The following is a 20,749-nucleotide window of genomic DNA, read 5'->3' as shown; positions in this document are numbered from 1 at the left end:
GGAGTACCTTTTGACTTTAAGCTAAATTCCTATACTCTTTCATTTTATTACCAAGGAGATCAAGAATGTTAAATATTCATTCGGTCAATAAAGTAGTTGAGCTTATCGAAAAAGGGATTATAGAATCCCATAGTATTGATATTGAAAAACTAAGCGATTTAACTAGGCTAAAAATAACTAGACGCTTGAATCAGATGATTAGGCTTTGCCTTTTTATTGAGTTATATAGACAAAGCAATGCGACACATTTTGAGCCATTATTAGAAAGAAAGGCTTTGCACCATGCCATGCACACCTTATTTGGTATTTCCCCATCAGAAGCGAAACAATATCAACTGAATGAGATTGTTATTTTATTTCACAACCAAATTAAAGAAATGCAGTTATCTGGTTCAGTTAACGACCTAATTAACGAATTAAATGATCGCGTTGTACTTCTCACCTCCACAACTAAAAACTCATGGCGAAATACAGCCTCTGAGCACAGATATATGAGCGAATATCACTGGAATGAATTACCAATTGAAGAAGCTCATCGACTTCTTGGTGAGTTGATCTAACTTATATCTATGTAGCCACCAATGATTAGCTGGTGGTTATAAACCTTTACAAATATAAGGTAGCTATTATGTAGGTAACCGCGTACTGTTGCCGCGTTGAAGTATGCTTTAGCTTTGAATCCTAAACATGCATGACCTTTCAACAAAACCTAAAAACAATAAGTTCTATTAAAGCCTACGACATTGAGACCCTCTTTAGACACGGGGTCTATTTTTTTAAATCTAATCTTCCAGTTGTAGAACCCCATGTTCTTCAGAGCCTGAATAAGCAATCAGACCTTCATAAACAATTTCATCACCATCACAGATGGTGCCTGTTTCAATTGTGTAAGAAGACTGACCTTCTTCTTGTGCAAATTCATGTAGTGACTTGATTTGCCCTAGAGTTAATACAATTTTACTCATTTAATTGACTCTCCTATTTGGATTAAAAAATAAAGAGTGATATTATTTCGTCGCTGGTCAAGGATGACTGGTCCTACAATAATTATGAGTTTCTCTTGAAAAATCCCCTTTTATTGAAAGGGGATTTTTTTATCCTTTCTGAATACATTCATCCAACTCTTCACTGAATTGCTCTGGTTTATCAAATTATTGTGTTGCCATAGTATTTCTCCACTACATAGATTTATTGAACTAATTTGCTAATTTAAAATTACTTACTATGCTTTACATGAATATCATATTAAGTATTAATGCTGTTCTTTTTAGCCCAAATCTCTGAGGGCTATTTTTTTGCCTATTAAAAAGCCCCGCTATTTTGCGAGGCTCAGATTTGTAATATCCGCTTGAGATTACTACCTTTTTATTGTTGTGGTCATTCACGATTAACGTATAGTGATGTCACATTCATAAACTATTATTCTCTACTTAGCCCCGATATCTGGGGCATTTTTGTTTTTTTTATAAACAAAGAACATCATCGAACAATTAACTGATATTTAAAATACCAATGCATTATTAATTTATAGTCGCCTCGCATTTATCTGTTATATCTTCGACTACGTTCATTAATGCAATTATACCTGCTTGATAGTCCATTCCTACTAAATCTCTTATCTTTGATTCAATAACTTCAATTCTTTGCTGATATTCTGGCATACTCTTAACTAATGCCCTAATCTCATCTGCAGATAATTTATTCATATTTTCCTACTTTTGGAGTTAGTCATGAATTTTTTAGTATTACTCATATCCCTGTGTGTTGTTTGTATCTCAAGCTACTTCGTATACCAGAATCCCAACTTAACTTCTTGGGCAGCACTTCTTACCAGCCTAGGTACCTTTATAGGATCAATTATCAACATAAGAAAAAAACAAAAACAACCCTCAAAAAAAGGAGCGATATCACAACATGTTGGTGATAATTCAAGTGCGATTCAAGCCGGTGGTGATATCAAAATAAATATGGGGACAGAGAAATGAGTCTTCTTGACAAAAATAATCAGCAAGTTGGAGATAATTCCACATCTTTGCAGGCTGGTGGAAACATTACTATAAACTTTGGAACTGGTGAAGATGCCATTAGAGATATAGTTGCCAGAACATTACAATTTCAAATGCCAGCTCTTCGAGAAGAGGCTAAAAGGCAGGTTGATGAAATAGCATCTTCTTTTGGTTCTCAAATAATTGAGAGACTTTCTCAAGAAGCTGAAGCTGTTGTTATTGAAAAGCTAAGAAGTCCTGACATTCAATACCAAATCAATCAATCTGTTATACAGGTTGCCAGAAAAGGATTTGGTATAAAATCTAACATCCTCAAGGAATTGATTGCTGATAAGATTTCGAGCCATGAAGAAGAAGAAGATATCCTTATAGACCATGCATTCGAAATAATGCCCAGATTAACAACTGACAATTTAAAGTTAATATCAATTATACATTTTATCAGAAGCTTCTCTAGCCATAATTTTTTTAAAATTAAGTATGTGAAAAGCCTGCTAAATAATAAGCAGTTATTTTACAGAGGCTCAACAATTTATCTTAATAGTGATAATTTATTCTATCATTTAGTTCAAGGTGACAGCGCCTTTATCCATAGTATTGTTTATGATATAGAATCGTTAAAGAAAGTTGATCTATCTATGATGGCTATTAACGGATGCATTGATTTTGATAAACGTTATAACACTACATATATAGATGTTTTCAAAAGATTTAACCCAGCTATAGACATTGACGAAAGCAATATATCAACCGTTTACTCCACTTTAAATTCAATTATCAATAAATTTGGAATCGATGATTTTAATAAATTAAATGGTGTCACACTGACCCCCTTGGGAGCCATAATTGCGACCTGCTATTTAGAATCTCTTGCATATTAAATTGCTATATCTGCCACTAATTAAAGAGCCGAACTTGCTCAGCTCTTTAATTTCATTTTAAACACTCCGTTCTAATGTAATTTAGAGCTACTTCTAACCGCCTCAATTTCTCGAATGGCTTCAAGCTGCTCATTCGCCTTCTCTATCGTTCCTAGCAATAATCTGTTCCACAATACAGACGCTTTGAATGATAGTGTTTTACCATCACTGTCAGGCGGCAATGGCGGTACCACAGAATTAGTTAACGTCGATGGAATTGGAACGCATTGCGCGCTCTCGTAGCTCGTTTGTGTATTCGAACAAGCCATCAGTAACAAGCTGAGGCACAAGAGAATCACAAGAAGACTCTGCTTTGAGTATCGTTTTATATTCAATGATTTTCTCCTGTGCTTTCGCATCAGCTTGAATTCCGTTCCGGTATGCTGTTGTTGCTATCTGATTAAAGCGATTGAATTGAAATGACTGACGGGCAATGACTGCACTTTGTTTGATGTTATCTTGCTTTAACTTGTTGTTGTCGCTCTTAACTGCAGTGTTGTTATCATAAAGCGTTAATGCCAACCAACTCACAGCAACTAACATTAAAAAAAGCCAGAACGAGTTCTCTATTTTCATAAGTTAACCTGCCGGGCTTTATTGTAATTGACCGCACTTTGACAGCGTTTTTCTAAACTCGACTTGTCAGTACTGCAGGTATCGTCTCTGAGTACATATACCCCAGCTGCCAAGTAGAAGGGGATCCCGATAATGAAAGCGGATATGCATATGCGAACTCGCCAAGACATACGGCTTTTTCTACTTCTCGTCTTGTCATTAACCCTTTCCACGGCTTGCCCCCTGCATATATCCAGCGTTTAAGTTCGTTGCAAGCACCAGTGTGGTCACCTGCGTTGAGTTTTTTGAGTAACGTAGAACGCGAGAAAGCACCGGTTCCGACGTTATAAGTAAATGAATAAAGTGCCGCCCTGGTGTAATCAGGAATATTGACTTTAATTAGTGGATTTACCGCTTTAGCGACGATAGCTAAGTCTTTTTCTAGTAGCGCTTTACACTCAGCTTCGGTATAGGTCTTTGTGGGAATAATGTCAGCGCCTGTGTGTCCATAACAAACAGTGGTAATGCCAACAACATCTTTATATGGCTTATTTTCCATTCCCTCAAAGTAAGCAATCATGCTTACGGTTAAAGCCATCAAGCCACCAGCAGTCGCCTTTTTTATTTTATTGGGTATTTTTGGCATGATCCGTCTCCTTGCGCTTATCTTCTTTTCGTTTGAAATATAGATTTGTCAGAAATGTAGCCAGACCTAAAAGCAGGCTACCCAGCACACCAATAGCAGCCCATTGCTCCGATGAAAAACCATCTAATAATTGCTTTAACCAGTAAAACGTTGAACCTGTCGAAGCAGCATAGGAGGCGCCAGTTGTTAATTTATCCATACGCATATACCACCCCCTACGGAGTGCCCGATATTTAGTTGATAGAAAGCCACCAGCAACAGTAGCTAGAACTTAATAGGTGACGGGCGCAACTCCGCCTTATGCGCAGTTATCGATTTCTCTGCATGAGGTTTTCGATAAATTAATGAAATACTGCTCGCCAGTAAGCTTTGTATTTTGATCGGGTAAGGAAGTAATGAAATGACCAAGACAGGCGTAATTGCTCTTTTGTTTTACCTGATAACTTAATACACAGATTAATAAATAAATTTTTCATATTTTCTCCAATAAAAAAGGCCGCTTCAGCGACCTTGATTTGATATCGGAGAGTTAATTAATTACTTCCCCGATGAACTTAGCATTGATTGAAATTTTCATCTGCTGCATGCCTTCTACATGCCCTGCTAAAACATAATCCCTGCCAGATTCAGCGATATTTAAAATCAAATTGAATTTATCAATATCGCCAAATACTGATGTTGCAGATTTATCATGCCTTTCTATTGTTAATGTGGTTTGAATGCCATTCACTTTACCTCTGTACAGGTAAGCAAAATCACCACCATTAACAACATTATCTTTAACTACTACCGTGCCATTTCCAAAATCTTGAGAGTTACTTCTAAATCTTACAAAGTAAATTCCATCTTTCATAAATACCTCATGCAGTAATTGTTTAGCTGAAAATCAGCAGGGTGACTTTACCGCAATTTAGTAAGTATATCTAATTAATGGCGTATACAAAAAAAGCCGCACAAGGCGACTTTACTTTAACGTAAAACTAAGTTGGCAGCATAATCTCTATCTAGGAATACATCGCATTCTTTTTCAGGAAAATGACAGCGGACCATCACTTTTTTCCCTTTGTATGTTGATGTGTAAACATTAGTATATTTAGTGCTAAATACTCCGGATATACTTTTATCTTGATTAATCATGCTTTCATTTATGACAATGTCTTCATTGAATCTTATTTTTAAAGATCCGTTCGGCATATCAGCAGAAATTAGCATTTGCTCACCATCAATCGTTCTATATGGCTGCTTCGCGGTAAAGTTTGTACACCCAATAAGCAATAAAATGGAAAGAGATAATATAGAGAGTTTCATTTTATACCCTACCCACTACATTTTACTGCTTTTAGCCCTTCTAATTGAGTCAGGCGGGATTGAACTTTTTTTCTAGCATCCTCTTTTGCCATTCCATTACCAATACCGAAATCACCAAGAAAGCCCAAAACTGTTTTTCCATCAAACTCACCCGTTCGTTCAATTTCATTGTGAACACCACGAGTCTTAGCAATCTCGATTTTAATATCATTACAAGTCATTATGGAAGATTCTTCTGGAGTTAATGATGCCGCTTGGGGGTACTGCTTTGTTGCACAAGCAACAAGAAAAAATGATGGTAACATAGCAATTAGAAGTGACTTTCTCATGATTAAACACCTTTTACATTAATAAATTTTAAGTTTAATCACTAAGTAAATAGCCAATTCTTTTAATAACCAAATAAAATTAAGTATAATTATAAAATTACTTTATTATTTCTATGATAATAGATTAGCGTGTAGGTATTTTGTAGTGTAAAAATTAGGCTTAATTAGCCCTAGAATATCCTTTGTCATATTACTCTCTTGACTACCTTAGCCAAAACGGAAATGCGATAAACAGCAACGCTAATACAGTTAATATCATGATTTTTTGAAGTGCGCTGAATATTGCCATGTATCATCATCCAATTTAATAGCCTTTTGTTGTTTAAATGTAGCTATTACCTGCATAATGTAAAGAAAATCACACATTAAAATTAATAACATGGAAATTAAAATTCACAGTAAATATAAGATGAGCGCTAGACACAACACGATACATTTAAATGTTTATTGTTAATTTCACTTACATTTTATTTATATTTACACTACACTTAACACGCTAGACTGCTTTAAAGGGTGAAACAACACTTCCCCTCATGTCCTAAATTAACTAGTTTTGTTGTAATTTCATGCCAAGCCTCTCTGCTTGGCTTTTTTTTGCCCAAAATTAATCCTTGAGCACATCAACACAAAAAATACCATTAGCCTCTTGAGTATCCACTTAATTATTTAATTTTTGATACCCCATAAAGCAAAAAAAACCGCGCAATGGCGAGGTTTCATTCTATAAGTTAGGTGACAACGTATTCACTCTTATCACACTAGCATTGATTTTGCGTAGCGCACTAATACTTTTTCACTATCCACCGAGTTTTGTTTCCCCATAACTTCACTATCCATTTCTAAAACCACACCAATCATGGCTAAACACCCATCGACAAACCCTTCCGCTACTTGCATCATCTGGCGAACTCGCCCCTCGCTAACCTTTAATTTTTTTGCAATGCCGCGCTTTGATACACCATATAAATAATGCATAACTATCAGTTCTAGTTCTTCATCTTTTCTAACCGCTTTTAATTTAGCAATGACACTATCGATAATAATTCCATCATTGTCAGTGCATGAAAGCCTAGGAGCCTCTTTATTTGAGATTAACCCCTTAAATCCAGCTGCAATATGCGAATAATCTACACCGGGGTTATTACTTGCCCAGCCTGCCCACTTTTCTAAAACTAACTGAATATCTCTCATGCAATAATCTCCACCGCGTTCCGCACAACGCATTAACCGAATACGCCTAGACCGATTGAACGGTCGAGGAATTTAAATAATAAAACTAACTGACTACCGTTTTCTTGCTCCCACCCTTTAGGATCCTTGTGTAACTCGCTGTGGTGAACTCGACATAATGGGATAGTGAACAAGTCATGAGCCTTTGCGCCTATGCCACCCTGCCCGTATCCGATAATGTGATGGGCATCGTCGGCTGTGGCGCCACACACGCAACACGGCTGTGATTTAACCCATTGCAGATATTTCACACTCTCCCAGCGCCGAAGCTTTGGAAACTTCATAAAACTTGCTGGTGGCTCAGGATCTACAGTCAAATCCAATACTTGCTTTATCCCTTCAATATCCTTTAACTCGTCGCTGAGGAATGATGGAGAAAGAGAGATAGGCCCTACTGATTTATCGCTTAACAATTCCGGTACCGGGATAATTAACATGCGACCAGTGAATTTGTGTAATTCGCTAACTCCTGGTCTAAAGATTGCTAATCCAAGTTCCGGTACCGTACTTGCGGTAAGAATTGAAGCCTCACGCATACGCTTTGTGCTCCATCCATTGACCAGCTATCCAGTTGACACCTTTTGCTGTAAACCGTGCTTGTGCAAACGCATATTCAGTGCCTTGCGTAACACCAGTTTTCATTTCAAATCGTCCAGCGTCTAAATGCTGCTGATATGGGGTCAATATATTGTTGAGTCGGTACATGATTCTTTTATCAAGTAAAAAGCCCCTAAATTCTGGCTCTTTCACATCAAGTAGCTTGCAGACTTGTCTAAATGTCATTGCACCAGTGGCGGAGACGTATCTATCAACAAACTCAACCTTTGGCGCCGCTTCGATTAGTTTATTTTCAAGCTGCTGCTTTTCTTCTTCCAGATCCGCAGCTAAGCGTAGTGCTTCTGAAAATGTTGTCGGTACCAGCTTTTGGTTTTCTAACTCTTGCCATCTATCCACCAGCCTCGCCGTGAACTCTGGTGATAGTTGAGCTACAACAACGTAACTATCGCGCTTATTTAATTGATAAACTTGTACCACTTGGTTTTGATGATTTCTGACCTCCCCCATTGGGGGAAGTTGAATTGCACCTCGTGCCGCTAGGCGTTCTATAGACTGCTTAACTTTGTCATGACGAGACTCGACTAACTCTGATATCTCTACGCTGGACATTGTTAATGTTTTTATCGCTAATTGATTCATGCTTTTTCTCCACGTTTTACGCAACCGCATTTGCGCTGTCATGTAAGCTGATCGTAATTTCAAACCGACCGCCCTTTACTACCTCACACCACCATATATCTGCGTGTCTAACCTGCTTGTCATCTTTCCATACGTTCGCATAGGTAAGAGCATCAAATGGGGCTTTTAAAAAATTATCTATGTCTCTTCTGTGATTAGTTGGAGGGTACATCTTCACAATGACTGATACATCTTCTTCTATTGCCACAGGTCTTTTACGTAATTGCTGATACACCGCTGCTATTGCATTAGCCCGAAATGCGCGACCTTTTTCACTGATAATCATTGTGCCGCGAACAGTCCGCCAGCAAGCGTTAACACTTGGAGGGAACGGAAGAACGAAAGTGATTGGATTAGTCATTATTTGGTATCCCCTCGTAAATTTCATGAAGATGACCTCTAATCTGTAGCCGTCTCAGCGCGCTATACATATGGTCACATTCTGCTTGCTTATTAGCATTAAATGGCTTCTTGTCGTACCAGTATGTGTTAGGTGGCCATCCATGAACCTTGAAAACTCGCTTACCTTTGACGTGGAGCAATCCCCATCCTGCAGGTAAATCCTCCGGTTTAATAATATCTGGCGGTGAGATAAAAAAACGCCAGTCACCCATTCCCTTTTCTGGCTGTTGCCTAAACCATTTCTTTTTATCCGCAAGAAAATCAGAACGACTCACCTTCGCTTCAATCAAACAGCTTATTCCACTCCTAAAGCCAATAGCGTCAGGTTGTTCTCCCGTTCCATTCCTTGATTGAAACCTATCCCCAAACGCAACATTGAACCCGTTGTTTTGTAAGAATCTCACCGCTAAATCACACAACTCGTCATGCGTCATTGGCTACCACCTTATTCCAGATTCTTACGGCTTCTAGCTTGTCATTTATCGCTGGACCGTTAGTGCCACAACCGTGGCAATAAACATAAAACCAAGTTCGATACTCAAGAGTTTCGATGTGTAGATCTTCACTGCCACATTTACATTGATGGATTTCAGGCATATTGTCTTTCATGCTCGAACTCCTTTGATAAGCTCAATGCATCGAATGTATGTGCCATCCATTATGCTGCTACTCCCTTGGTTTTCGATAGCCACTGCACTTGTTCCAAAAAGACCCGTCCACGCTCCTCCAGCTCCTCACGCTGAATATAATCAAATGCCTTGCCAGTCCATGTTTTATCGAAAACGACTATTGCACCGGCAAAGAATGCACCACTTGGCTTCTGTTTATCACTAACTGGGTTAAACCATAGGGGGACATCGAAACCAATACGACCACGAATAAAGCAAACATGATCAGCATGCTCAGGCCACCATGTTTCACTAGTTGCAGCTTTTAGTAAAAACACATAGCGACCACCTTTCTCTCGCATCGTCATTGCATGATTCATAATGTGACCAACGCCAGTGATGGGCTGTTTTTCGTGATAGGAACTACGGGAATATGGCGGATTTCCAAAAGCAGCTCCGCCAACCTCTACCAACTTAGCGGACCAGTCCTGCGTCAGTGCATTATCCTCTGCAGTATAGAAATAAGGGGCCTTACTATTTTTTCCGTCAGTAAACAAATCCAGTTTGAAAATCCCGTATATTGAGCTAATTCCCCAATACAAAGCACTTGGTGTGCACCATTGATCACCAATTTCTTTCAGTTCATGGGTAGATCTGGTTTTAAGCTCGTTAAGCTTTGTGACGTATTCGCTCATTAAATAACACCTCTACTCTGGTAGGCTTTCATATACAAACGAATACGGCAATAACGCTGCTGAACTTGAAAATAATCAGCATAGTGGTTTAAATGCTTGTGTTTCCTGCAAATCACCAAGCCATCACGAGAATCATTCCAACAACTACGTAAGTCACGAATAGCCCACCAGCGGCGCAGCTGATGCAACATGGCGACAATGCCAAAAACGTTAGTACCGTAAATTTTTTTAGCTTCACTACGCATCATGCCGACACCTCTCTCGCTGCTTGTTCAGTTGCTTGCTTCCAAATGCTGATCCACATTTGTCGTCCCTGAAATTCTTTTGCTGTTCTAATTCCGGTCTTGCCGGCTAAATTACTCGCAATTTCTTCGACTCTGCTCTGTGGCTTTAAACGGGAACCAATGATGCGAGTGAATGCTTCATCACGCTGAACAGTGTCGATGCTTACAGCTACTTCACCGGGCTTTAGCCATTTTCCGTTAGCACATACAGGACGCCCAGCTTCATGCCATTTCTGAGCCTTTTCGAAATACTCCATGCAGTTCTCAGGGCTGAATAGTGTTTTTGGACGCAGGTAATCACTCATTTTTGAGTCATTCATCCACTTAGCCGTGATGTAGTCAGTTACCAGAATTAAATCATCTGAAGTGTAGTTTTCAGCTAGACGGGCTCTGATGTGTCCCATAGTGGTTTTACCATCGCGATAACTTGAGTTAGTGACCTTGTTGAAATGTTCTAAAACAATTTGCGCGTGGTCTGGCTCAGCATGAGCCTGACAAAAAGAGTTACTCTCTGTTGTAATCTCTTGAGTATTCTCTGTAGTACTCTCTGTAAGATCAGGGCATTTTGACCCGTTCGATGAGGTCATTTTGGTAGTGTTCGAGCGTTTCATTTTGCGATTATCGATAAGGTCATTTTGACCTGTTCGAGAGGCTTCGGCTGAACTGTTCGATGAGTTCAATTTGACCTCATCGGATAACAACGCATGTTCATAATTTATAGAGTAATAATTAGTACGATCATGCGTGCGCTTATTAATTTGCTCAATATTTAATACACCTAATTTCTTTAAATTATTAAATGCACGTTTAATTGTGGATTCAGAAAAATACGGGAACTGTTCACGCCATTCTTCAATAGTGTTATAGACCCAGCGCCTACCGTCATGATCAACACCTGACGAGGTTTCAGATAGCCAGTATTGAACTTGCTGAAGCAATAGAGCCTCATTCAAGCCCAAACGAACCGCCAGCTCTGGTATAACGATTTGAGGGCGTGTTTTAAGTAGTAACAGGCTGCTCATTCCATCACCCTTGTGAATTCATCTTTAAATTTGTATAACGGGGCGAAGCATTCATGCTCATAGCCATCACGCAGGTATATGACCCTCTTCTTTTCACGGTCATAACGAACAACACGGACAGGAATGCCGCGCTTGTCGAGATAAATGCGATTGAGATTATTTGGATCTTCATCAGTCATGTGCCTCGCCTTTGCTGTTGAAGTAAAATTGAGCCCAATCGTTTCTCAACTCAGCGATATCTACCAATTGCTGCTCAGTCTGGTAGTTGCCCCAAGCATCTGCTGAAGTTATGATTTCTACATATTGAAACGGACCACTTTTAGAAGCTGGTAAGCAGCGGAATTGCTTTTTAGCTCTGATTTGGTTTAAACTGCTCATGCTAATTACTCCACAAATGTTTTTAGCGCCCCCGACGCCCGGACCGCATATCTGGGCGTCAACCTTTCTAACTATGCTCATCATTGTTTAATCCCATAAACGCTTTCTAAAGAACCCACGAAGCCCAGTGCGTAAGCAAAGACTTTCTCCATTTTTCTGTAGATAGCTATAATTTCATCTGGTGTTAAAACGCCGTCAGAAATACTGTCTTTGATTAAAACGCTTAACGCCCCCTGCATTGCCCCCAAACGCATTTGAATATCGAACAATTCAACTTTGTCTAAGCTTTCAGCTTCAATTTTTACTGACGGGGTAATCCCGTGGCGTTCCATGTGATAAGCCACCAGCAACTTAGTGCCCGATAGCTCTTCCATTGCTTCAAGCTCATCGTTTTCAAAAAAGCGGCAGCCGTTCTTCTCATACAGCTTGTTGTTGAACGTTGTTTCAGAAATACCCAAAGCACCCGCCATCGCTGAACGACCACCCGGGAATGCCTTACACATCTCTTTCACAACTTCTTTTAGTGTTTGTTTGCACATATCTACAATTCCGTTGTTTTGTTGGTAGTTAACTCTGCTGGTACTTTCTGGTATTTTTCTGGAAATAGGATTTCTAGTACCGATATTTCCCCATTAAAAAAAAGTGATAACTTCTCAGCTGTGGAAAATGATGTTTTCTGTTGACCACGTTCGATTCTGCTGAGGCTGGCTACATCAATTTCAACTGACTTAGCAATTTCAGACAGAGTGAGCTTTTGCTTTTTTCGCAAAAACCTTAATTGTGTTTGCATGAAACCTCCTTAATTTTGCGTAATTCGCATAATATTTCATTAAGGTAATTTGCGCAACTTACTTTGCATAATTCGCAAAAAAGATTTGTAATTAACGTATGAATATTGGAAATCGAATTAGAGCCATCAGAACAGCTAAAAAAATAACCATAGCTGAACTTGCGGATGCGATAGATAGCGATCCGGGGAATGTTTCGCGCCTAGAAACGGGTAAGCAGAAGTCATTCACAGAGCAGTTGCTAATGAAAATATCTTCAGCTTTATCAGTTCCAGTGGTTGATTTATTTTCTGAAGAGTTAGATTATACTGTACATAAAAACAGTGCCGTGGAATCTAACAAAATGCGTGAAAGTATATATAGAGTTGAATTACTTGATGTTAACGCAAGCGCTGGTCCAGGATGCAATCAAATTAGTGAAGTTGTTGATGTAATTCATTCAATAGAATATGAGTCCGAGCAGGCTAAAGTAATGTTTGGCTCTAGGCTTGCATCGACAGTGAAGGTAATTAATGCAAAGGGTGACAGTATGTCTGGAACCATAGAGCCAGGGGATCTTATTTTCGTTGATGTTTCAGTAAATCATATAGATAGTGATGGGATATATGTATTTTCCTTTGATGAAAATATTCACGTTAAGCGGCTACAAGTAGTACCAGATAAAATAATGGTTTTATCCGATAACCCGCGCTACACAAGCTGGGAAATCAACCCCAGTAATGAAAATCGACTCCATATACATGGCAAAGTTCTTATAAGTCAGACTCAAGCTTTTAGACGACACTCCTGATCTAACCACTCAGTATCAAGCCCAGCAAGTCTGGGCTTTTTTCTGTCAAAATAAAAATTTTGCATATTTCGCAATTTTAAAGTTGCATATCACGCAAATTAGTTTTACATTGTTTACAACAAAGCAATGGAGAGAAACTTATGCAAACCAATTCAAATGAACCAATCGTAACCTTTAGTGTGCCAATGTCGCAGGAAGATGCGCAGGCGTGGATTCTTCAAAAGGCTGCTGAATTCAATACGCTGGAGTCGCTTAAGGCTAAACAAGCTCAGTTAGAACAAGATAAAGTCGAACTGCAGCGCAAGATTGAAAAGCTCGATGATGAGATTTTCGAGCAGACCGAACGCTGTAAAGTCACTATTAGTGCTTAACTAAATTTTGTTGTATGGGTACAGCAAAACCACCGCCACCTGAGGTGGTTAAATAATCAGGTACTAATTTTAACTTTGTGGAGTGATGGGTATGGGCGGATCTAGCGACACTGGATGCAAGTGTCAAAAAATGAAAGAGGCATTGTTAGATAAAGTCGGACAGCTTGAAAACGCAGCTAAAAGAGGCAGTTCATTGTGCGATTTAAATCCAGGCATTCCAGCGGAGAAAACCATCTCCGCGGAACAGTGTAATTGGACGCTGAAGGACTGTGCGATGTTTCGTCGGTTTATCGACCACATCTTTGGATAGCTTGAATGGACTGAGCTTCAGTTAAGTGAACATACTCAACGTATACATCAAGCTCTTCATCTGTAGAGTGATTATAAAAGGTTTCACCACCTTCGGAGTGTAGATTGCCAGTGATTACATTGCCTTTTTCGACGTCATAGCCACCAAGTAGCTCTGCTATGGTTATTTCTCCGAATTCATCACGAATGGCAATCCAACCGATTCGGTGTTCAATATGCACGATAACACCTTTTAAGTTGCTCATAAAAATTCTCTTGGTTGTGTAGGGCTTCCAAGAATACCACAGCCGCCTGATGTGGCTAAATTAGTTCAGGCAACCTTTTAACTGCGTGGAGTGTTTAGTATGGGAATGCTTATTTTAACTCGTCGTGCCGGTGAAACCGTTGTTATTGGTGATGATGTCAAAGTCACTGTTTTGGGAATTAAAGGATGCCAAGTGCGGATTGGTATCGAAGCACCAAAAGATACAAGTATTCACCGCGAAGAAATTTATCTTCGGATCCAAGCTGAAAATAATAATGCCGTTGCTAGTTAGTAATTATTGATAATTTTTTTGGCGGTGCCATGCCGCCTCTTTTTCTAAATATAAATAAGACCATTGGCGTCAGTCCATACGGGTAAATATGTGCTTAATTACTGTCAGTAGTCTTATTTATATTGTGGAGTTAATTACAAATTAATGAGGGTTATCTCATGAGCGTTTTTAATGTAAAAAGCTTGGTTATATATCGCCTTACTCGTGATATTGATTTAAGTAATATTGAAGAACAGTTATCACATTTAAAATACGAGCCTTGTGGTTCTCTGGACATGTCGCGATTTGGTTTTATTCCACCACTAGGCATCGGTAAATCGGATAGCTTAACTCATCAAGTTAACAACCAAATGTTAATCTCTCTTTTTAAAGAAGAGAAAATATTACCAACGCCAGTTATTAATGATGCATTAAATAAAAAGGTGGGAAAATTAGAAGCGGATCAAGGTAGGACGCTAAAGAAAACCGAGCGTCAAGCCATTAAAGATGAAGTGATTCACGAGCTGCTACCTCGCGCGTTCTCTAAATATGCCCGCTTCGATGTATGGGTGAATATTGCTGATGGTTTTATTGCTGCGCTAGTTTCGTCGCCTCGCCGCGCTGAGGATTGTTTCGCAATGATCCGTAAATCCATTGGCTCTTTGCCAGTTGTTCCATTAACAGTGCAAGACCCAATTGAGTTAACACTAACTGAGTGGGTTAGAAATGGGAAATTACCAAAAGGCTTTGTGTTTGGTGAGCAATCAGAAATGAAAGCCATCCTTGAAGAGGGTGGAATTGCTAAATATTCAAAACAAGATTTAGTCTCTGATGAAATTCAGTCAAATATTGAAGCGGGTAAGCTGGTAACTAAATTATCATTGAACTATGAGGACAGGATCACCTTCTGTATTAATAATAATTTTATTCTTTCCAAAATTAAATTTGATTCTGCATTGTTAGAAACTAATGATGATATTGGAATGGAAGATTACAACCAACGCTTTGACGCTGATTTCTTCTTAATTGTTTCAGAGTTAAATATTTTAATAAAAGCATTAATTGATTCACTTGGCAAAGAAGCCAAGCTTTAAATAATTAATCCAACACCTAGGAATTTAATTCTCTTTATTAAGAGACGGACTCTTATTATCTAAATTTTGTGGAGTATTAATTATGCCAAATCATGTCACTAATGAATTAATTATGACATCAGGAACTTCAAAAGAAAAACTGCATGTACTTAATAGCATCATCAACAATGACGGTATCTTTGATTTTAATAGACTAATCAAGATGCCCAAAACATTAAATATTACTTCTGGCTCTCATACTGAAATGATGGCGGCAGCCATAAGAGAAAATGACAAAGGCGTTTTTGAACGTTTTAAAAAACAACTTGGATTGAAACGATATAAAAAATTAGTTAATGAAGCTAAGCAGTCAATCAAGAGCAAAGCCCTATATGGTCATGCCACTTGGTATAGCTGGCGCATCTCGAATTGGGGAACAAAATGGGGTGCATATGATGTGCTGATGCCAGTGAAGCGTAAATATAAAAAAGTTAAATATGGGCATCGCCATACTCCAACACATGTTAAATGCTACGAAAAACGTATCTATAAAAAACGATTAAAAAGACATATTGCCAATGGGGGCGAATTGATAATTAAGTTTGATACGGCATGGTCTACACCTGAGCAAATTTATGCAGCACTTGGAAATAAGTTTAGCCAGCATAGCTTTGCTGTTCGATTTGCTGATGAAGACCTAGGCAGTAATTGCGGGACATTCGATATTGTTAATGGGAACCTAGTTAACATCAATATAGCTAAACCTTATAGAGAGCAATCTGAATCTGAAAAGTTACATTGGCGCAAATTCGCATTTCACTTATGTCACCCGACTATATCACCTAGTGATTACGGTATGGATGAAAACTATCAATATACAGATGATGAGTAGAAGGTGTAATTATGCAAATTAACCAAATTGGATTAATTTCCGCTATTTCAACTGAGCTGGAAAACCAAATATCCGGCATCCCTGCTGAACCTCGTTATATGAATGCCATTATTAATGCTGCTAATTTAATTTGTGACGAATTCAAAAAGCCGCTTGTTAAAGCTTCTGAAGGTATGGGTCTTACTGCATGGCTTGCTAGTGATGATGTAGGGGCGAGCTCCAAATATATGGCTTCCGTTCTTTCTGGTCAATTTAGCGCTCCACATCATTACCCTTGGGATGGTGCTGATTTAGGTCGCTGCATTCGATTACTAGAAGCCGTACCTAAGCTAGCAAGCCAATTACATGAAATGAAAGCATGTTCACCTCAGTGGTCTGCTGTTATCGATAATTGGGATAAATGGAAAGAGCTTTACGAAGCAGGTGAAGGAAAAGAGCTTTATCAAGAAATGAAGTCTGCCTATAACTCGATTGAAGTAAATAAAGGTATTTAATTATGTCTATTAAACCTGAATTAGTAGAACGCGACGAACTTGGCTACTGGGCTCACTCTCAAATTCCTGTAAGTGAAGATGTTGAATATTTAAAACAATGGTTTGATAACAACTGTCTTGAAATCTGTAATGTCTATATGGATGGTGATATTGATGAAAGTCACCCAACATTCAAACTCTATTTTGAAGATGGCCAGTGTGATATTTCAGGATGGGTGCCTAGCAAACCTCAAGGTGATGGTTGGTTTATTGGTGGTATTTCTGAATCAGAAGATGGTCCCGTTTGTTCATGGCTAAGACCAGATGTAGCAAAACTAAAGGCAAAATTCCTCAAAGCACATAAAGAAGCTGAAAAGGCTGCATTTGAATATTTCTGCGCCTGTGATGTTGGTGATGAACGTATTCAAGCTAGTGATATTTATGAACGCATTAGAACTGCTACACGTATAGGTGGCTGACATGAAAGAGCGCGGAATTATTTTTAATACTGAAATGGTACGCGCCATCATTGATGGCCGTAAAACTCAAACTCGCTGTATTGCTAAATTCAAACCAATTGATAAGGCTATTAACTTGAACTTTAGCGGTTTAAGGGCTGGAAATTATCACGCAGGCATCAAAGATGGCCGTTGTGTTTTGCGCTCCACTGATGGTGCCACTTGGAATGACAGAACGTACCCTCTTACCTGTCCTTACGGTAAGGTTGGCGATCGCATTTGGGTTCGTGAAACATGGCAAGGTCCGTTAGTTGATGTCGAAAAAGCTTACGACCTATTCAAAGATCCGACTCCATACAAAAAAGTAGAAAACTGTGTTTACAAAGCAGATGGCGGGTATGCGCCTGAATATATCGATTGCGATGATAATTTTCGGCAAGGCTGGAGACCATCGACGCAAATGCCGCGCTGGGCTTCCCGTATAACACTAGAAATTACTGATGTTCACGTAGAGCGGCTGCAATCAATTAGTGAAGAAGACGCAAAGGCAGAAGGCTTTGATAATTCACAATCTGATGCAGCTAATTCAATTGGCTGGTTTGAAAAACCAATAAGGGCATTTCGGCGTGCTTGGGAAAATATTTACGGTACTGACGGATGGGATAGTAATCCGTGGGTGTGGGTTATTGAGTTTAAGCGAGTGTGATTATGAAAATAGAGCAATCACAAGTTACTAAGCTAGTAATAACAGGCGTCGATAATCATGACCCTATTCATGTTTACCTTGAAGACTATGGCGATAATCGTCGAGGTCGTGTGACTATCAGTGAGTTTAGTAAGTCATGGTCATGCTATTGGGGCGGTATGGGTATGTCTCTTACTGAATTTTTATTATGGATAACAAACCAATATTGGATTGGTTATTTGGACTCAAGCCTAGACAAGGAAATTGACGCTGATAATGAAGAAAATATCGCGTTTGTTAAGAAAGAAATAATGAAGTGTCGAAAAAAAAGAATACTAACTGAAAGTGACGCTCGCACCATGTTTGATGATCTCGAATGGATTGAAGATATTAAAGATGATGTTATTAATTGCACTTTTAGTAATAAATATAATGGGTTATTTGGTAATGATCCGTGGTGTGCTCCATGGCCTAAGCAGGAAAATAGCGATTATTGGAGGATGGAGTCACGTTTAAACGCTGTTCGTGAAGCGCTCAAGCAAATGAAGGTGGAACATGACAATCATTAAACACCCGCTTATTCGCTACCATGGCGGCAAGTATCGACTTGCCCCTTGGGTGATTAGTCATTTTCCAGATCATCGTTGTTATGTTGAGCCATTTGGTGGGGCTGCGTCAGTTCTTTTGCGTAAACCTCGATCGGAAGCTGAAGTTTATAACGATTTGGATGATGAAATAGTGAATCTGTTTCGCGTTCTGCGTGATAAAGATCAGGCTGAAAAACTTATCGATGCTTGCTTATTAACGCCCTACTCACGAACCGAATTTAATTGTGCTTATGAAGCTTCTGATTGCTCTATTGAGCGAGCACGTAAAACGATTGTTCGCGCCACTATGGGATTTGGTAGCGCCGGTGCAACGAAAGGAAAAACCGGTTTTAGATTAGACACTAAGCGTAATTCAGCGACAGCACAAAAGATATGGACACGTGCACCGGAAAACCTGCTCGCTGTAGTGGATAGATTGCAAGGGGTATTAATTGAAAATCGTGATGCTGTTCAGTGCATGAAAGACCATGATACCACCAGCACCTTACATTTTATTGATCCGCCTTATCTACATGAAACAAGGAGTATGAGAAGCGAAACATACCGGTACGAAATGGATGAATGGGGCCACCAGCAATTAATCACTGTCGCTGGCCAGCTTCAAGGGAAAGTTATTATCTGTGGTTATGACAACGATTTATATAACGGCCAACTCTCGAGCTGGCGAAAAGCAGTAAAGACAACGGCAGCAAATGGACACGCAGGTTCAGTAAAGCGTACCGAGTGTTTGTGGTTGAATTTTTAATCTGCATGCGGGCAGATATGTGGAGGTAATTATGTCTAGAATGGTATCTCTAGAAGCATGGGCAAAACTGGAATTCGGTGATGATGCGCCCAGCAAGCAAGTGTTATTGAAGTATGCGAAAGCGAACATGATGGTACCACCAGCCTTAAAAGTTGGTAAGAAATGGATGGTAGATCGTGATTCCCGCTGGGTGGGTATTGTTTCAAAACCTCAATTACCGAATTGCTCAAACGATAAACTTCAAAGGATATTATCTGATGGCAGCTAGACCCCGCGCTCATAAAATCACTATTCCAAATTTGTATCGGAAATTAGATAAACGAAACGGAAAGGTTTATTGGCAATATAAACACCCGTTAACAGGTAGGTTTCATAGCCTCGGCACGGACGCCGAGGAAGCCGAGCAAGTAGCCGTTCAAGCAAATGTGGTTATAGCTGAACAGCAAACAAAACAAATACTCAGTATCAATGACAGGCTTTCAAATATTAAAAATAAGAAAATTGGCATTAGCGTGTCCAATTGGATTGATAAATATTTAGAAATACAGCAAGAACGAATGGATCAAGGCGAGTTAAAGCTAAACTCATATAAGCAAAAAATTAAGCCGCTAAATTTATTTAAGCAGCATTGTGGGATGATGTCCTTAAAAGATATAACTGCGCTTGAAGTCGTTAAAATAACAGACGAAGTAAAGGCGCTCGGGCATAACCGAATGGCTCAAGTAGTCAGATCCGTGATTGTTGATGTGTTTAAAGAGGCTCAGCATGTTGGACATGTTCCACCAGGGTATAACCCTGCCCTTGCAACCAAGAAACCTAGAAGCAAAGTTAAGCGAGAGCGCTTATCGCTGGATGAATGGAAGGCTATCTATCAGCAAGCAGCCATGCACCCTCATTACTTACAACATGGGATGCTGTTAGCTCTAATTACAGGGCAACGCCTTGGTGATATCACAAAAATGAAATTCTCTGATGTTTGGGATGGAATGCTGCATATTGAGCAAGAAAAAACAGGGACAAAAATTGCCATCCCATTAACGCTGAGGTGTGATGCTATAGAAATGACGCTTGGTGATGTGATCTCCATGTGTAGGGATCTTGTTGTTAGCCCTTACCTACTTCACCATCGCCATTCTATTGCTAGGGGTAAAAAAGGCGGGGCAATATCAAATACCTCATTAACGGCCGCGTTTAAAAATGCACGTAATAAATGCGGAATTACTTGGTCGAAAGGTGCTGAACCAACCTTTCATGAACAGCGTTCTCTTTCTGAAAGGATATATCGAGAACAAGGATTGGATACTCAAAGATTGTTAGGTCATAGGTCGAAAGTAATGACTGATAATTATAACGATGATCGCGGTAAAGAGTGGAAGATTGTCGTAATTTAAAGACTCAAATTTTTAAATGTTTTGGGGAGTAT

The 20,749-nt window shown here is 39.3% G+C and carries 37 protein-coding genes and 1 pseudogene; 16 read left to right on the top strand and 22 right to left on the bottom strand.

The window, feature by feature from the left end:
* Positions 1-65: 65 nt before the first annotated feature.
* Entirely contained in the window at positions 66-560 is a 495-nt protein-coding gene (locus tag PR795_RS14570; protein WP_272516910.1) for an ECs1072 family phage-associated protein, read from the top strand.
* Positions 561-782: 222 nt separating this feature from the next.
* Here PR795_RS14570 and PR795_RS14565 read toward each other — a convergent pair whose 3' ends face one another.
* Complete coding sequence (locus tag PR795_RS14565) at positions 783-965, bottom strand: hypothetical protein (protein ID WP_154635195.1); 183 nt, start codon at positions 963-965, stop codon at positions 783-785.
* A gap of 555 nt (positions 966-1,520) precedes the next feature.
* On the bottom strand, positions 1,521-1,706 hold the full coding sequence (locus PR795_RS14560; RefSeq protein ID WP_272516909.1) for a hypothetical protein: 186 nt from the start codon (positions 1,704-1,706) through the stop codon (positions 1,521-1,523).
* 24 nt (positions 1,707-1,730) lie between these two features.
* On the opposite strand from PR795_RS14560, the gene PR795_RS14555 reads away from it, so the two are divergent.
* The gene (locus PR795_RS14555) at positions 1,731-1,985 is read left to right on the top strand and encodes a hypothetical protein (RefSeq protein ID WP_272516908.1); all 255 of its coding nucleotides are present in this window, start codon (positions 1,731-1,733) and stop codon (positions 1,983-1,985) included.
* Complete coding sequence (locus PR795_RS14550; RefSeq protein ID WP_272516907.1) at positions 1,982-2,887, top strand: LPO_1073/Vpar_1526 family protein; 906 nt, start codon at positions 1,982-1,984, stop codon at positions 2,885-2,887. The genes PR795_RS14555 and PR795_RS14550 overlap by 4 nt, the downstream gene beginning before the upstream one ends.
* 237 nt (positions 2,888-3,124) lie before the next feature.
* On the opposite strand, the gene PR795_RS14545 is transcribed toward PR795_RS14550, so the two are convergent.
* The 19 genes and pseudogenes from PR795_RS14545 to PR795_RS14455 all read right to left on the bottom strand — a co-directional run bounded on the left by PR795_RS14545 (position 3,125) and on the right by PR795_RS14455 (position 12,409).
* Entirely contained in the window at positions 3,125-3,502 is a 378-nt protein-coding gene (locus PR795_RS14545; RefSeq protein WP_272516906.1) for a hypothetical protein, read from the bottom strand.
* Between the two features lie 52 nt (positions 3,503-3,554).
* The gene (locus PR795_RS14540) at positions 3,555-4,127 is read right to left on the bottom strand and encodes a lysozyme (RefSeq protein WP_272516905.1); all 573 of its coding nucleotides are present in this window, start codon (positions 4,125-4,127) and stop codon (positions 3,555-3,557) included.
* Entirely contained in the window at positions 4,108-4,332 is a 225-nt protein-coding gene (locus PR795_RS14535; RefSeq protein ID WP_272516904.1) for a class II holin family protein, read from the bottom strand. Before PR795_RS14535 ends, PR795_RS14540 begins: the two co-directional genes overlap by 20 nt.
* Before the next feature lie 324 nt (positions 4,333-4,656).
* Positions 4,657-4,980: a GrlR family regulatory protein gene (locus tag PR795_RS14530; protein WP_272516903.1), complete on the bottom strand. Its 324-nt coding sequence runs from the start codon at positions 4,978-4,980 to the stop codon at positions 4,657-4,659.
* Positions 4,981-5,096: 116 nt separating this feature from the next.
* Positions 5,097-5,435, bottom strand: coding sequence for a hypothetical protein (locus tag PR795_RS14525; protein ID WP_154604303.1), 339 nt, complete (start codon positions 5,433-5,435; stop codon positions 5,097-5,099).
* Positions 5,436-5,443: 8 nt separating this feature from the next.
* Complete coding sequence (locus PR795_RS14520; protein ID WP_272516902.1) at positions 5,444-5,764, bottom strand: hypothetical protein; 321 nt, start codon at positions 5,762-5,764, stop codon at positions 5,444-5,446.
* Positions 5,765-6,517: 753 nt separating this feature from the next.
* Positions 6,518-6,955: an antiterminator Q family protein gene (locus tag PR795_RS14515; RefSeq protein ID WP_200860794.1), complete on the bottom strand. Its 438-nt coding sequence runs from the start codon at positions 6,953-6,955 to the stop codon at positions 6,518-6,520.
* Positions 6,956-6,987: 32 nt separating this feature from the next.
* Positions 6,988-7,338, bottom strand: a pseudogene (locus PR795_RS18135) (DUF968 domain-containing protein); the annotation flags it as partial.
* A gap of 184 nt (positions 7,339-7,522) precedes the next feature.
* Positions 7,523-8,191: a phage antirepressor KilAC domain-containing protein gene (locus PR795_RS14505; RefSeq protein ID WP_154638955.1), complete on the bottom strand. Its 669-nt coding sequence runs from the start codon at positions 8,189-8,191 to the stop codon at positions 7,523-7,525.
* A 16-nt stretch (positions 8,192-8,207) separates the two neighbouring features.
* Positions 8,208-8,591: a RusA family crossover junction endodeoxyribonuclease gene (locus PR795_RS14500; RefSeq protein ID WP_272516900.1), complete on the bottom strand. Its 384-nt coding sequence runs from the start codon at positions 8,589-8,591 to the stop codon at positions 8,208-8,210.
* Positions 8,584-9,066, bottom strand: coding sequence for a hypothetical protein (locus PR795_RS14495; protein ID WP_272516899.1), 483 nt, complete (start codon positions 9,064-9,066; stop codon positions 8,584-8,586). The genes PR795_RS14500 and PR795_RS14495 overlap by 8 nt, the downstream gene beginning before the upstream one ends.
* A complete protein-coding gene (locus PR795_RS14490) occupies positions 9,056-9,241 on the bottom strand; it encodes a hypothetical protein (protein ID WP_272516898.1) in 186 nt (61 codons plus the stop codon). Before PR795_RS14490 ends, PR795_RS14495 begins: the two co-directional genes overlap by 11 nt.
* A gap of 49 nt (positions 9,242-9,290) precedes the next feature.
* Positions 9,291-9,935 (bottom strand): phage N-6-adenine-methyltransferase, encoded by a 645-nt coding sequence (locus PR795_RS14485; protein WP_154635063.1) that lies wholly within the window; start codon positions 9,933-9,935, stop codon positions 9,291-9,293.
* On the bottom strand, positions 9,935-10,183 hold the full coding sequence (locus PR795_RS14480; RefSeq protein ID WP_230085753.1) for a hypothetical protein: 249 nt from the start codon (positions 10,181-10,183) through the stop codon (positions 9,935-9,937). The genes PR795_RS14485 and PR795_RS14480 overlap by 1 nt, the downstream gene beginning before the upstream one ends.
* Complete coding sequence (locus PR795_RS14475) at positions 10,180-11,241, bottom strand: conserved phage C-terminal domain-containing protein (RefSeq protein WP_272516897.1); 1,062 nt, start codon at positions 11,239-11,241, stop codon at positions 10,180-10,182. The genes PR795_RS14480 and PR795_RS14475 overlap by 4 nt, the downstream gene beginning before the upstream one ends.
* The gene (locus PR795_RS14470; RefSeq protein ID WP_036979519.1) at positions 11,238-11,420 is read right to left on the bottom strand and encodes a DUF4222 domain-containing protein; all 183 of its coding nucleotides are present in this window, start codon (positions 11,418-11,420) and stop codon (positions 11,238-11,240) included. The genes PR795_RS14475 and PR795_RS14470 overlap by 4 nt, the downstream gene beginning before the upstream one ends.
* Entirely contained in the window at positions 11,413-11,619 is a 207-nt protein-coding gene (locus PR795_RS14465) for a hypothetical protein (protein WP_154636803.1), read from the bottom strand. The genes PR795_RS14470 and PR795_RS14465 overlap by 8 nt, the downstream gene beginning before the upstream one ends.
* An 80-nt stretch (positions 11,620-11,699) precedes the next feature.
* A complete protein-coding gene (locus tag PR795_RS14460) occupies positions 11,700-12,158 on the bottom strand; it encodes a YmfL family putative regulatory protein (protein ID WP_272516896.1) in 459 nt (152 codons plus the stop codon).
* A 2-nt stretch (positions 12,159-12,160) separates the two neighbouring features.
* Positions 12,161-12,409: a helix-turn-helix transcriptional regulator gene (locus tag PR795_RS14455; RefSeq protein ID WP_272516895.1), complete on the bottom strand. Its 249-nt coding sequence runs from the start codon at positions 12,407-12,409 to the stop codon at positions 12,161-12,163.
* A gap of 98 nt (positions 12,410-12,507) precedes the next feature.
* Here PR795_RS14455 and PR795_RS14450 point away from each other — a divergent pair, with 98 nt between their 5' ends.
* The 3 genes from PR795_RS14450 (at position 12,508) to PR795_RS14440 (ending at position 13,878) form a co-directional block, all read left to right on the top strand.
* A complete protein-coding gene (locus PR795_RS14450; protein ID WP_272516894.1) occupies positions 12,508-13,197 on the top strand; it encodes an XRE family transcriptional regulator in 690 nt (229 codons plus the stop codon).
* 140 nt (positions 13,198-13,337) lie between these two features.
* Complete coding sequence (locus PR795_RS14445; RefSeq protein WP_272516893.1) at positions 13,338-13,568, top strand: hypothetical protein; 231 nt, start codon at positions 13,338-13,340, stop codon at positions 13,566-13,568.
* A 91-nt stretch (positions 13,569-13,659) separates the two neighbouring features.
* The gene (locus PR795_RS14440; RefSeq protein ID WP_272516892.1) at positions 13,660-13,878 is read left to right on the top strand and encodes a hypothetical protein; all 219 of its coding nucleotides are present in this window, start codon (positions 13,660-13,662) and stop codon (positions 13,876-13,878) included.
* On the opposite strand, the gene PR795_RS14435 is transcribed toward PR795_RS14440, so the two are convergent.
* A complete protein-coding gene (locus PR795_RS14435) occupies positions 13,856-14,122 on the bottom strand; it encodes a hypothetical protein (RefSeq protein WP_272516891.1) in 267 nt (88 codons plus the stop codon). The two genes, PR795_RS14440 and PR795_RS14435, sit on opposite strands and share 23 nt — an antisense overlap.
* A gap of 105 nt (positions 14,123-14,227) precedes the next feature.
* Here PR795_RS14435 and csrA point away from each other — a divergent pair, with 105 nt between their 5' ends.
* The 10 genes from csrA (at position 14,228) to PR795_RS14385 (ending at position 20,717) form a co-directional block, all read left to right on the top strand.
* Complete coding sequence (gene csrA / locus PR795_RS14430; protein WP_006657722.1) at positions 14,228-14,413, top strand: carbon storage regulator CsrA; 186 nt, start codon at positions 14,228-14,230, stop codon at positions 14,411-14,413.
* 158 nt (positions 14,414-14,571) lie between these two features.
* Positions 14,572-15,486 (top strand): recombination-associated protein RdgC, encoded by a 915-nt coding sequence (gene rdgC / locus PR795_RS14425; RefSeq protein WP_272516890.1) that lies wholly within the window; start codon positions 14,572-14,574, stop codon positions 15,484-15,486.
* 82 nt (positions 15,487-15,568) lie between these two features.
* Positions 15,569-16,357: a hypothetical protein gene (locus PR795_RS14420; RefSeq protein WP_272516889.1), complete on the top strand. Its 789-nt coding sequence runs from the start codon at positions 15,569-15,571 to the stop codon at positions 16,355-16,357.
* A gap of 11 nt (positions 16,358-16,368) precedes the next feature.
* Positions 16,369-16,851: a hypothetical protein gene (locus PR795_RS14415; protein WP_272516888.1), complete on the top strand. Its 483-nt coding sequence runs from the start codon at positions 16,369-16,371 to the stop codon at positions 16,849-16,851.
* Positions 16,852-16,853: 2 nt separating this feature from the next.
* Positions 16,854-17,309: a hypothetical protein gene (locus tag PR795_RS14410; protein WP_272516887.1), complete on the top strand. Its 456-nt coding sequence runs from the start codon at positions 16,854-16,856 to the stop codon at positions 17,307-17,309.
* A 1-nt stretch (position 17,310) separates the two neighbouring features.
* Positions 17,311-17,994 carry a hypothetical protein gene (locus PR795_RS14405; RefSeq protein ID WP_272516886.1) on the top strand — a complete coding sequence of 228 codons (684 nt, stop codon included), beginning with the start codon at positions 17,311-17,313 and terminating at the stop codon, positions 17,992-17,994.
* A 2-nt stretch (positions 17,995-17,996) separates the two neighbouring features.
* Entirely contained in the window at positions 17,997-18,542 is a 546-nt protein-coding gene (locus tag PR795_RS14400) for a hypothetical protein (RefSeq protein ID WP_272516885.1), read from the top strand.
* Positions 18,529-19,326: a DNA adenine methylase gene (locus PR795_RS14395; protein WP_272516884.1), complete on the top strand. Its 798-nt coding sequence runs from the start codon at positions 18,529-18,531 to the stop codon at positions 19,324-19,326. Before PR795_RS14400 ends, PR795_RS14395 begins: the two co-directional genes overlap by 14 nt.
* Before the next feature lie 31 nt (positions 19,327-19,357).
* A complete protein-coding gene (locus PR795_RS14390) occupies positions 19,358-19,594 on the top strand; it encodes a hypothetical protein (RefSeq protein WP_006662242.1) in 237 nt (78 codons plus the stop codon).
* A complete protein-coding gene (locus PR795_RS14385; RefSeq protein ID WP_272516883.1) occupies positions 19,584-20,717 on the top strand; it encodes a phage integrase Arm DNA-binding domain-containing protein in 1,134 nt (377 codons plus the stop codon). The genes PR795_RS14390 and PR795_RS14385 overlap by 11 nt, the downstream gene beginning before the upstream one ends.
* Positions 20,718-20,749 lie beyond the last annotated feature (32 nt).

This window comes from Providencia sp. PROV209 (genome assembly GCF_028479485.1).
GTDB lineage: Bacteria > Pseudomonadota > Gammaproteobacteria > Enterobacterales > Enterobacteriaceae > Providencia > Providencia alcalifaciens.
This window is presented reverse-complemented; position numbering and strand designations above follow the sequence as displayed.

Coding starts and splice junctions, on each gene's coding strand:
- PR795_RS14535 (WP_272516904.1), bottom strand. CDS start 4,332: ATGCGTATGGATAAATTAACAACTGGCGCCTCCTATGCTGCTTCGACA.
- rdgC (WP_272516890.1), top strand. CDS start 14,572: ATGAGCGTTTTTAATGTAAAAAGCTTGGTTATATATCGCCTTACTCGT.
- PR795_RS14570 (WP_272516910.1), top strand. CDS start 66: ATGTTAAATATTCATTCGGTCAATAAAGTAGTTGAGCTTATCGAAAAA.
- PR795_RS14470 (WP_036979519.1), bottom strand. CDS start 11,420: ATGACTGATGAAGATCCAAATAATCTCAATCGCATTTATCTCGACAAG.
- PR795_RS14520 (WP_272516902.1), bottom strand. CDS start 5,764: ATGAGAAAGTCACTTCTAATTGCTATGTTACCATCATTTTTTCTTGTT.
- PR795_RS14385 (WP_272516883.1), top strand. CDS start 19,584: ATGGCAGCTAGACCCCGCGCTCATAAAATCACTATTCCAAATTTGTAT.
- PR795_RS14440 (WP_272516892.1), top strand. CDS start 13,660: ATGGGCGGATCTAGCGACACTGGATGCAAGTGTCAAAAAATGAAAGAG.
- PR795_RS14455 (WP_272516895.1), bottom strand. CDS start 12,409: ATGCAAACACAATTAAGGTTTTTGCGAAAAAAGCAAAAGCTCACTCTG.
- PR795_RS14475 (WP_272516897.1), bottom strand. CDS start 11,241: ATGAGCAGCCTGTTACTACTTAAAACACGCCCTCAAATCGTTATACCA.
- PR795_RS14450 (WP_272516894.1), top strand. CDS start 12,508: ATGAATATTGGAAATCGAATTAGAGCCATCAGAACAGCTAAAAAAATA.
- PR795_RS14400 (WP_272516885.1), top strand. CDS start 17,997: ATGAAAATAGAGCAATCACAAGTTACTAAGCTAGTAATAACAGGCGTC.
- PR795_RS14415 (WP_272516888.1), top strand. CDS start 16,369: ATGCAAATTAACCAAATTGGATTAATTTCCGCTATTTCAACTGAGCTG.
- PR795_RS14405 (WP_272516886.1), top strand. CDS start 17,311: ATGAAAGAGCGCGGAATTATTTTTAATACTGAAATGGTACGCGCCATC.
- PR795_RS14490 (WP_272516898.1), bottom strand. CDS start 9,241: ATGAAAGACAATATGCCTGAAATCCATCAATGTAAATGTGGCAGTGAA.
- PR795_RS14395 (WP_272516884.1), top strand. CDS start 18,529: ATGACAATCATTAAACACCCGCTTATTCGCTACCATGGCGGCAAGTAT.
- PR795_RS14390 (WP_006662242.1), top strand. CDS start 19,358: ATGTCTAGAATGGTATCTCTAGAAGCATGGGCAAAACTGGAATTCGGT.
- PR795_RS14555 (WP_272516908.1), top strand. CDS start 1,731: ATGAATTTTTTAGTATTACTCATATCCCTGTGTGTTGTTTGTATCTCA.
- PR795_RS14545 (WP_272516906.1), bottom strand. CDS start 3,502: ATGAAAATAGAGAACTCGTTCTGGCTTTTTTTAATGTTAGTTGCTGTG.
- PR795_RS14530 (WP_272516903.1), bottom strand. CDS start 4,980: ATGAAAGATGGAATTTACTTTGTAAGATTTAGAAGTAACTCTCAAGAT.
- PR795_RS14410 (WP_272516887.1), top strand. CDS start 16,854: ATGTCTATTAAACCTGAATTAGTAGAACGCGACGAACTTGGCTACTGG.
- PR795_RS14445 (WP_272516893.1), top strand. CDS start 13,338: ATGCAAACCAATTCAAATGAACCAATCGTAACCTTTAGTGTGCCAATG.
- PR795_RS14560 (WP_272516909.1), bottom strand. CDS start 1,706: ATGAATAAATTATCTGCAGATGAGATTAGGGCATTAGTTAAGAGTATG.
- PR795_RS14485 (WP_154635063.1), bottom strand. CDS start 9,935: ATGAGCGAATACGTCACAAAGCTTAACGAGCTTAAAACCAGATCTACC.
- PR795_RS14465 (WP_154636803.1), bottom strand. CDS start 11,619: ATGAGCAGTTTAAACCAAATCAGAGCTAAAAAGCAATTCCGCTGCTTA.
- PR795_RS14495 (WP_272516899.1), bottom strand. CDS start 9,066: ATGACGCATGACGAGTTGTGTGATTTAGCGGTGAGATTCTTACAAAAC.
- PR795_RS14460 (WP_272516896.1), bottom strand. CDS start 12,158: ATGTGCAAACAAACACTAAAAGAAGTTGTGAAAGAGATGTGTAAGGCA.
- PR795_RS14515 (WP_200860794.1), bottom strand. CDS start 6,955: ATGAGAGATATTCAGTTAGTTTTAGAAAAGTGGGCAGGCTGGGCAAGT.
- PR795_RS14565 (WP_154635195.1), bottom strand. CDS start 965: ATGAGTAAAATTGTATTAACTCTAGGGCAAATCAAGTCACTACATGAA.
- PR795_RS14480 (WP_230085753.1), bottom strand. CDS start 10,183: ATGATGCGTAGTGAAGCTAAAAAAATTTACGGTACTAACGTTTTTGGC.
- csrA (WP_006657722.1), top strand. CDS start 14,228: ATGCTTATTTTAACTCGTCGTGCCGGTGAAACCGTTGTTATTGGTGAT.
- PR795_RS14420 (WP_272516889.1), top strand. CDS start 15,569: ATGCCAAATCATGTCACTAATGAATTAATTATGACATCAGGAACTTCA.
- PR795_RS14550 (WP_272516907.1), top strand. CDS start 1,982: ATGAGTCTTCTTGACAAAAATAATCAGCAAGTTGGAGATAATTCCACA.
- PR795_RS14505 (WP_154638955.1), bottom strand. CDS start 8,191: ATGAATCAATTAGCGATAAAAACATTAACAATGTCCAGCGTAGAGATA.
- PR795_RS14525 (WP_154604303.1), bottom strand. CDS start 5,435: ATGAAACTCTCTATATTATCTCTTTCCATTTTATTGCTTATTGGGTGT.
- PR795_RS14540 (WP_272516905.1), bottom strand. CDS start 4,127: ATGCCAAAAATACCCAATAAAATAAAAAAGGCGACTGCTGGTGGCTTG.
- PR795_RS14435 (WP_272516891.1), bottom strand. CDS start 14,122: ATGAGCAACTTAAAAGGTGTTATCGTGCATATTGAACACCGAATCGGT.
- PR795_RS14500 (WP_272516900.1), bottom strand. CDS start 8,591: ATGACTAATCCAATCACTTTCGTTCTTCCGTTCCCTCCAAGTGTTAAC.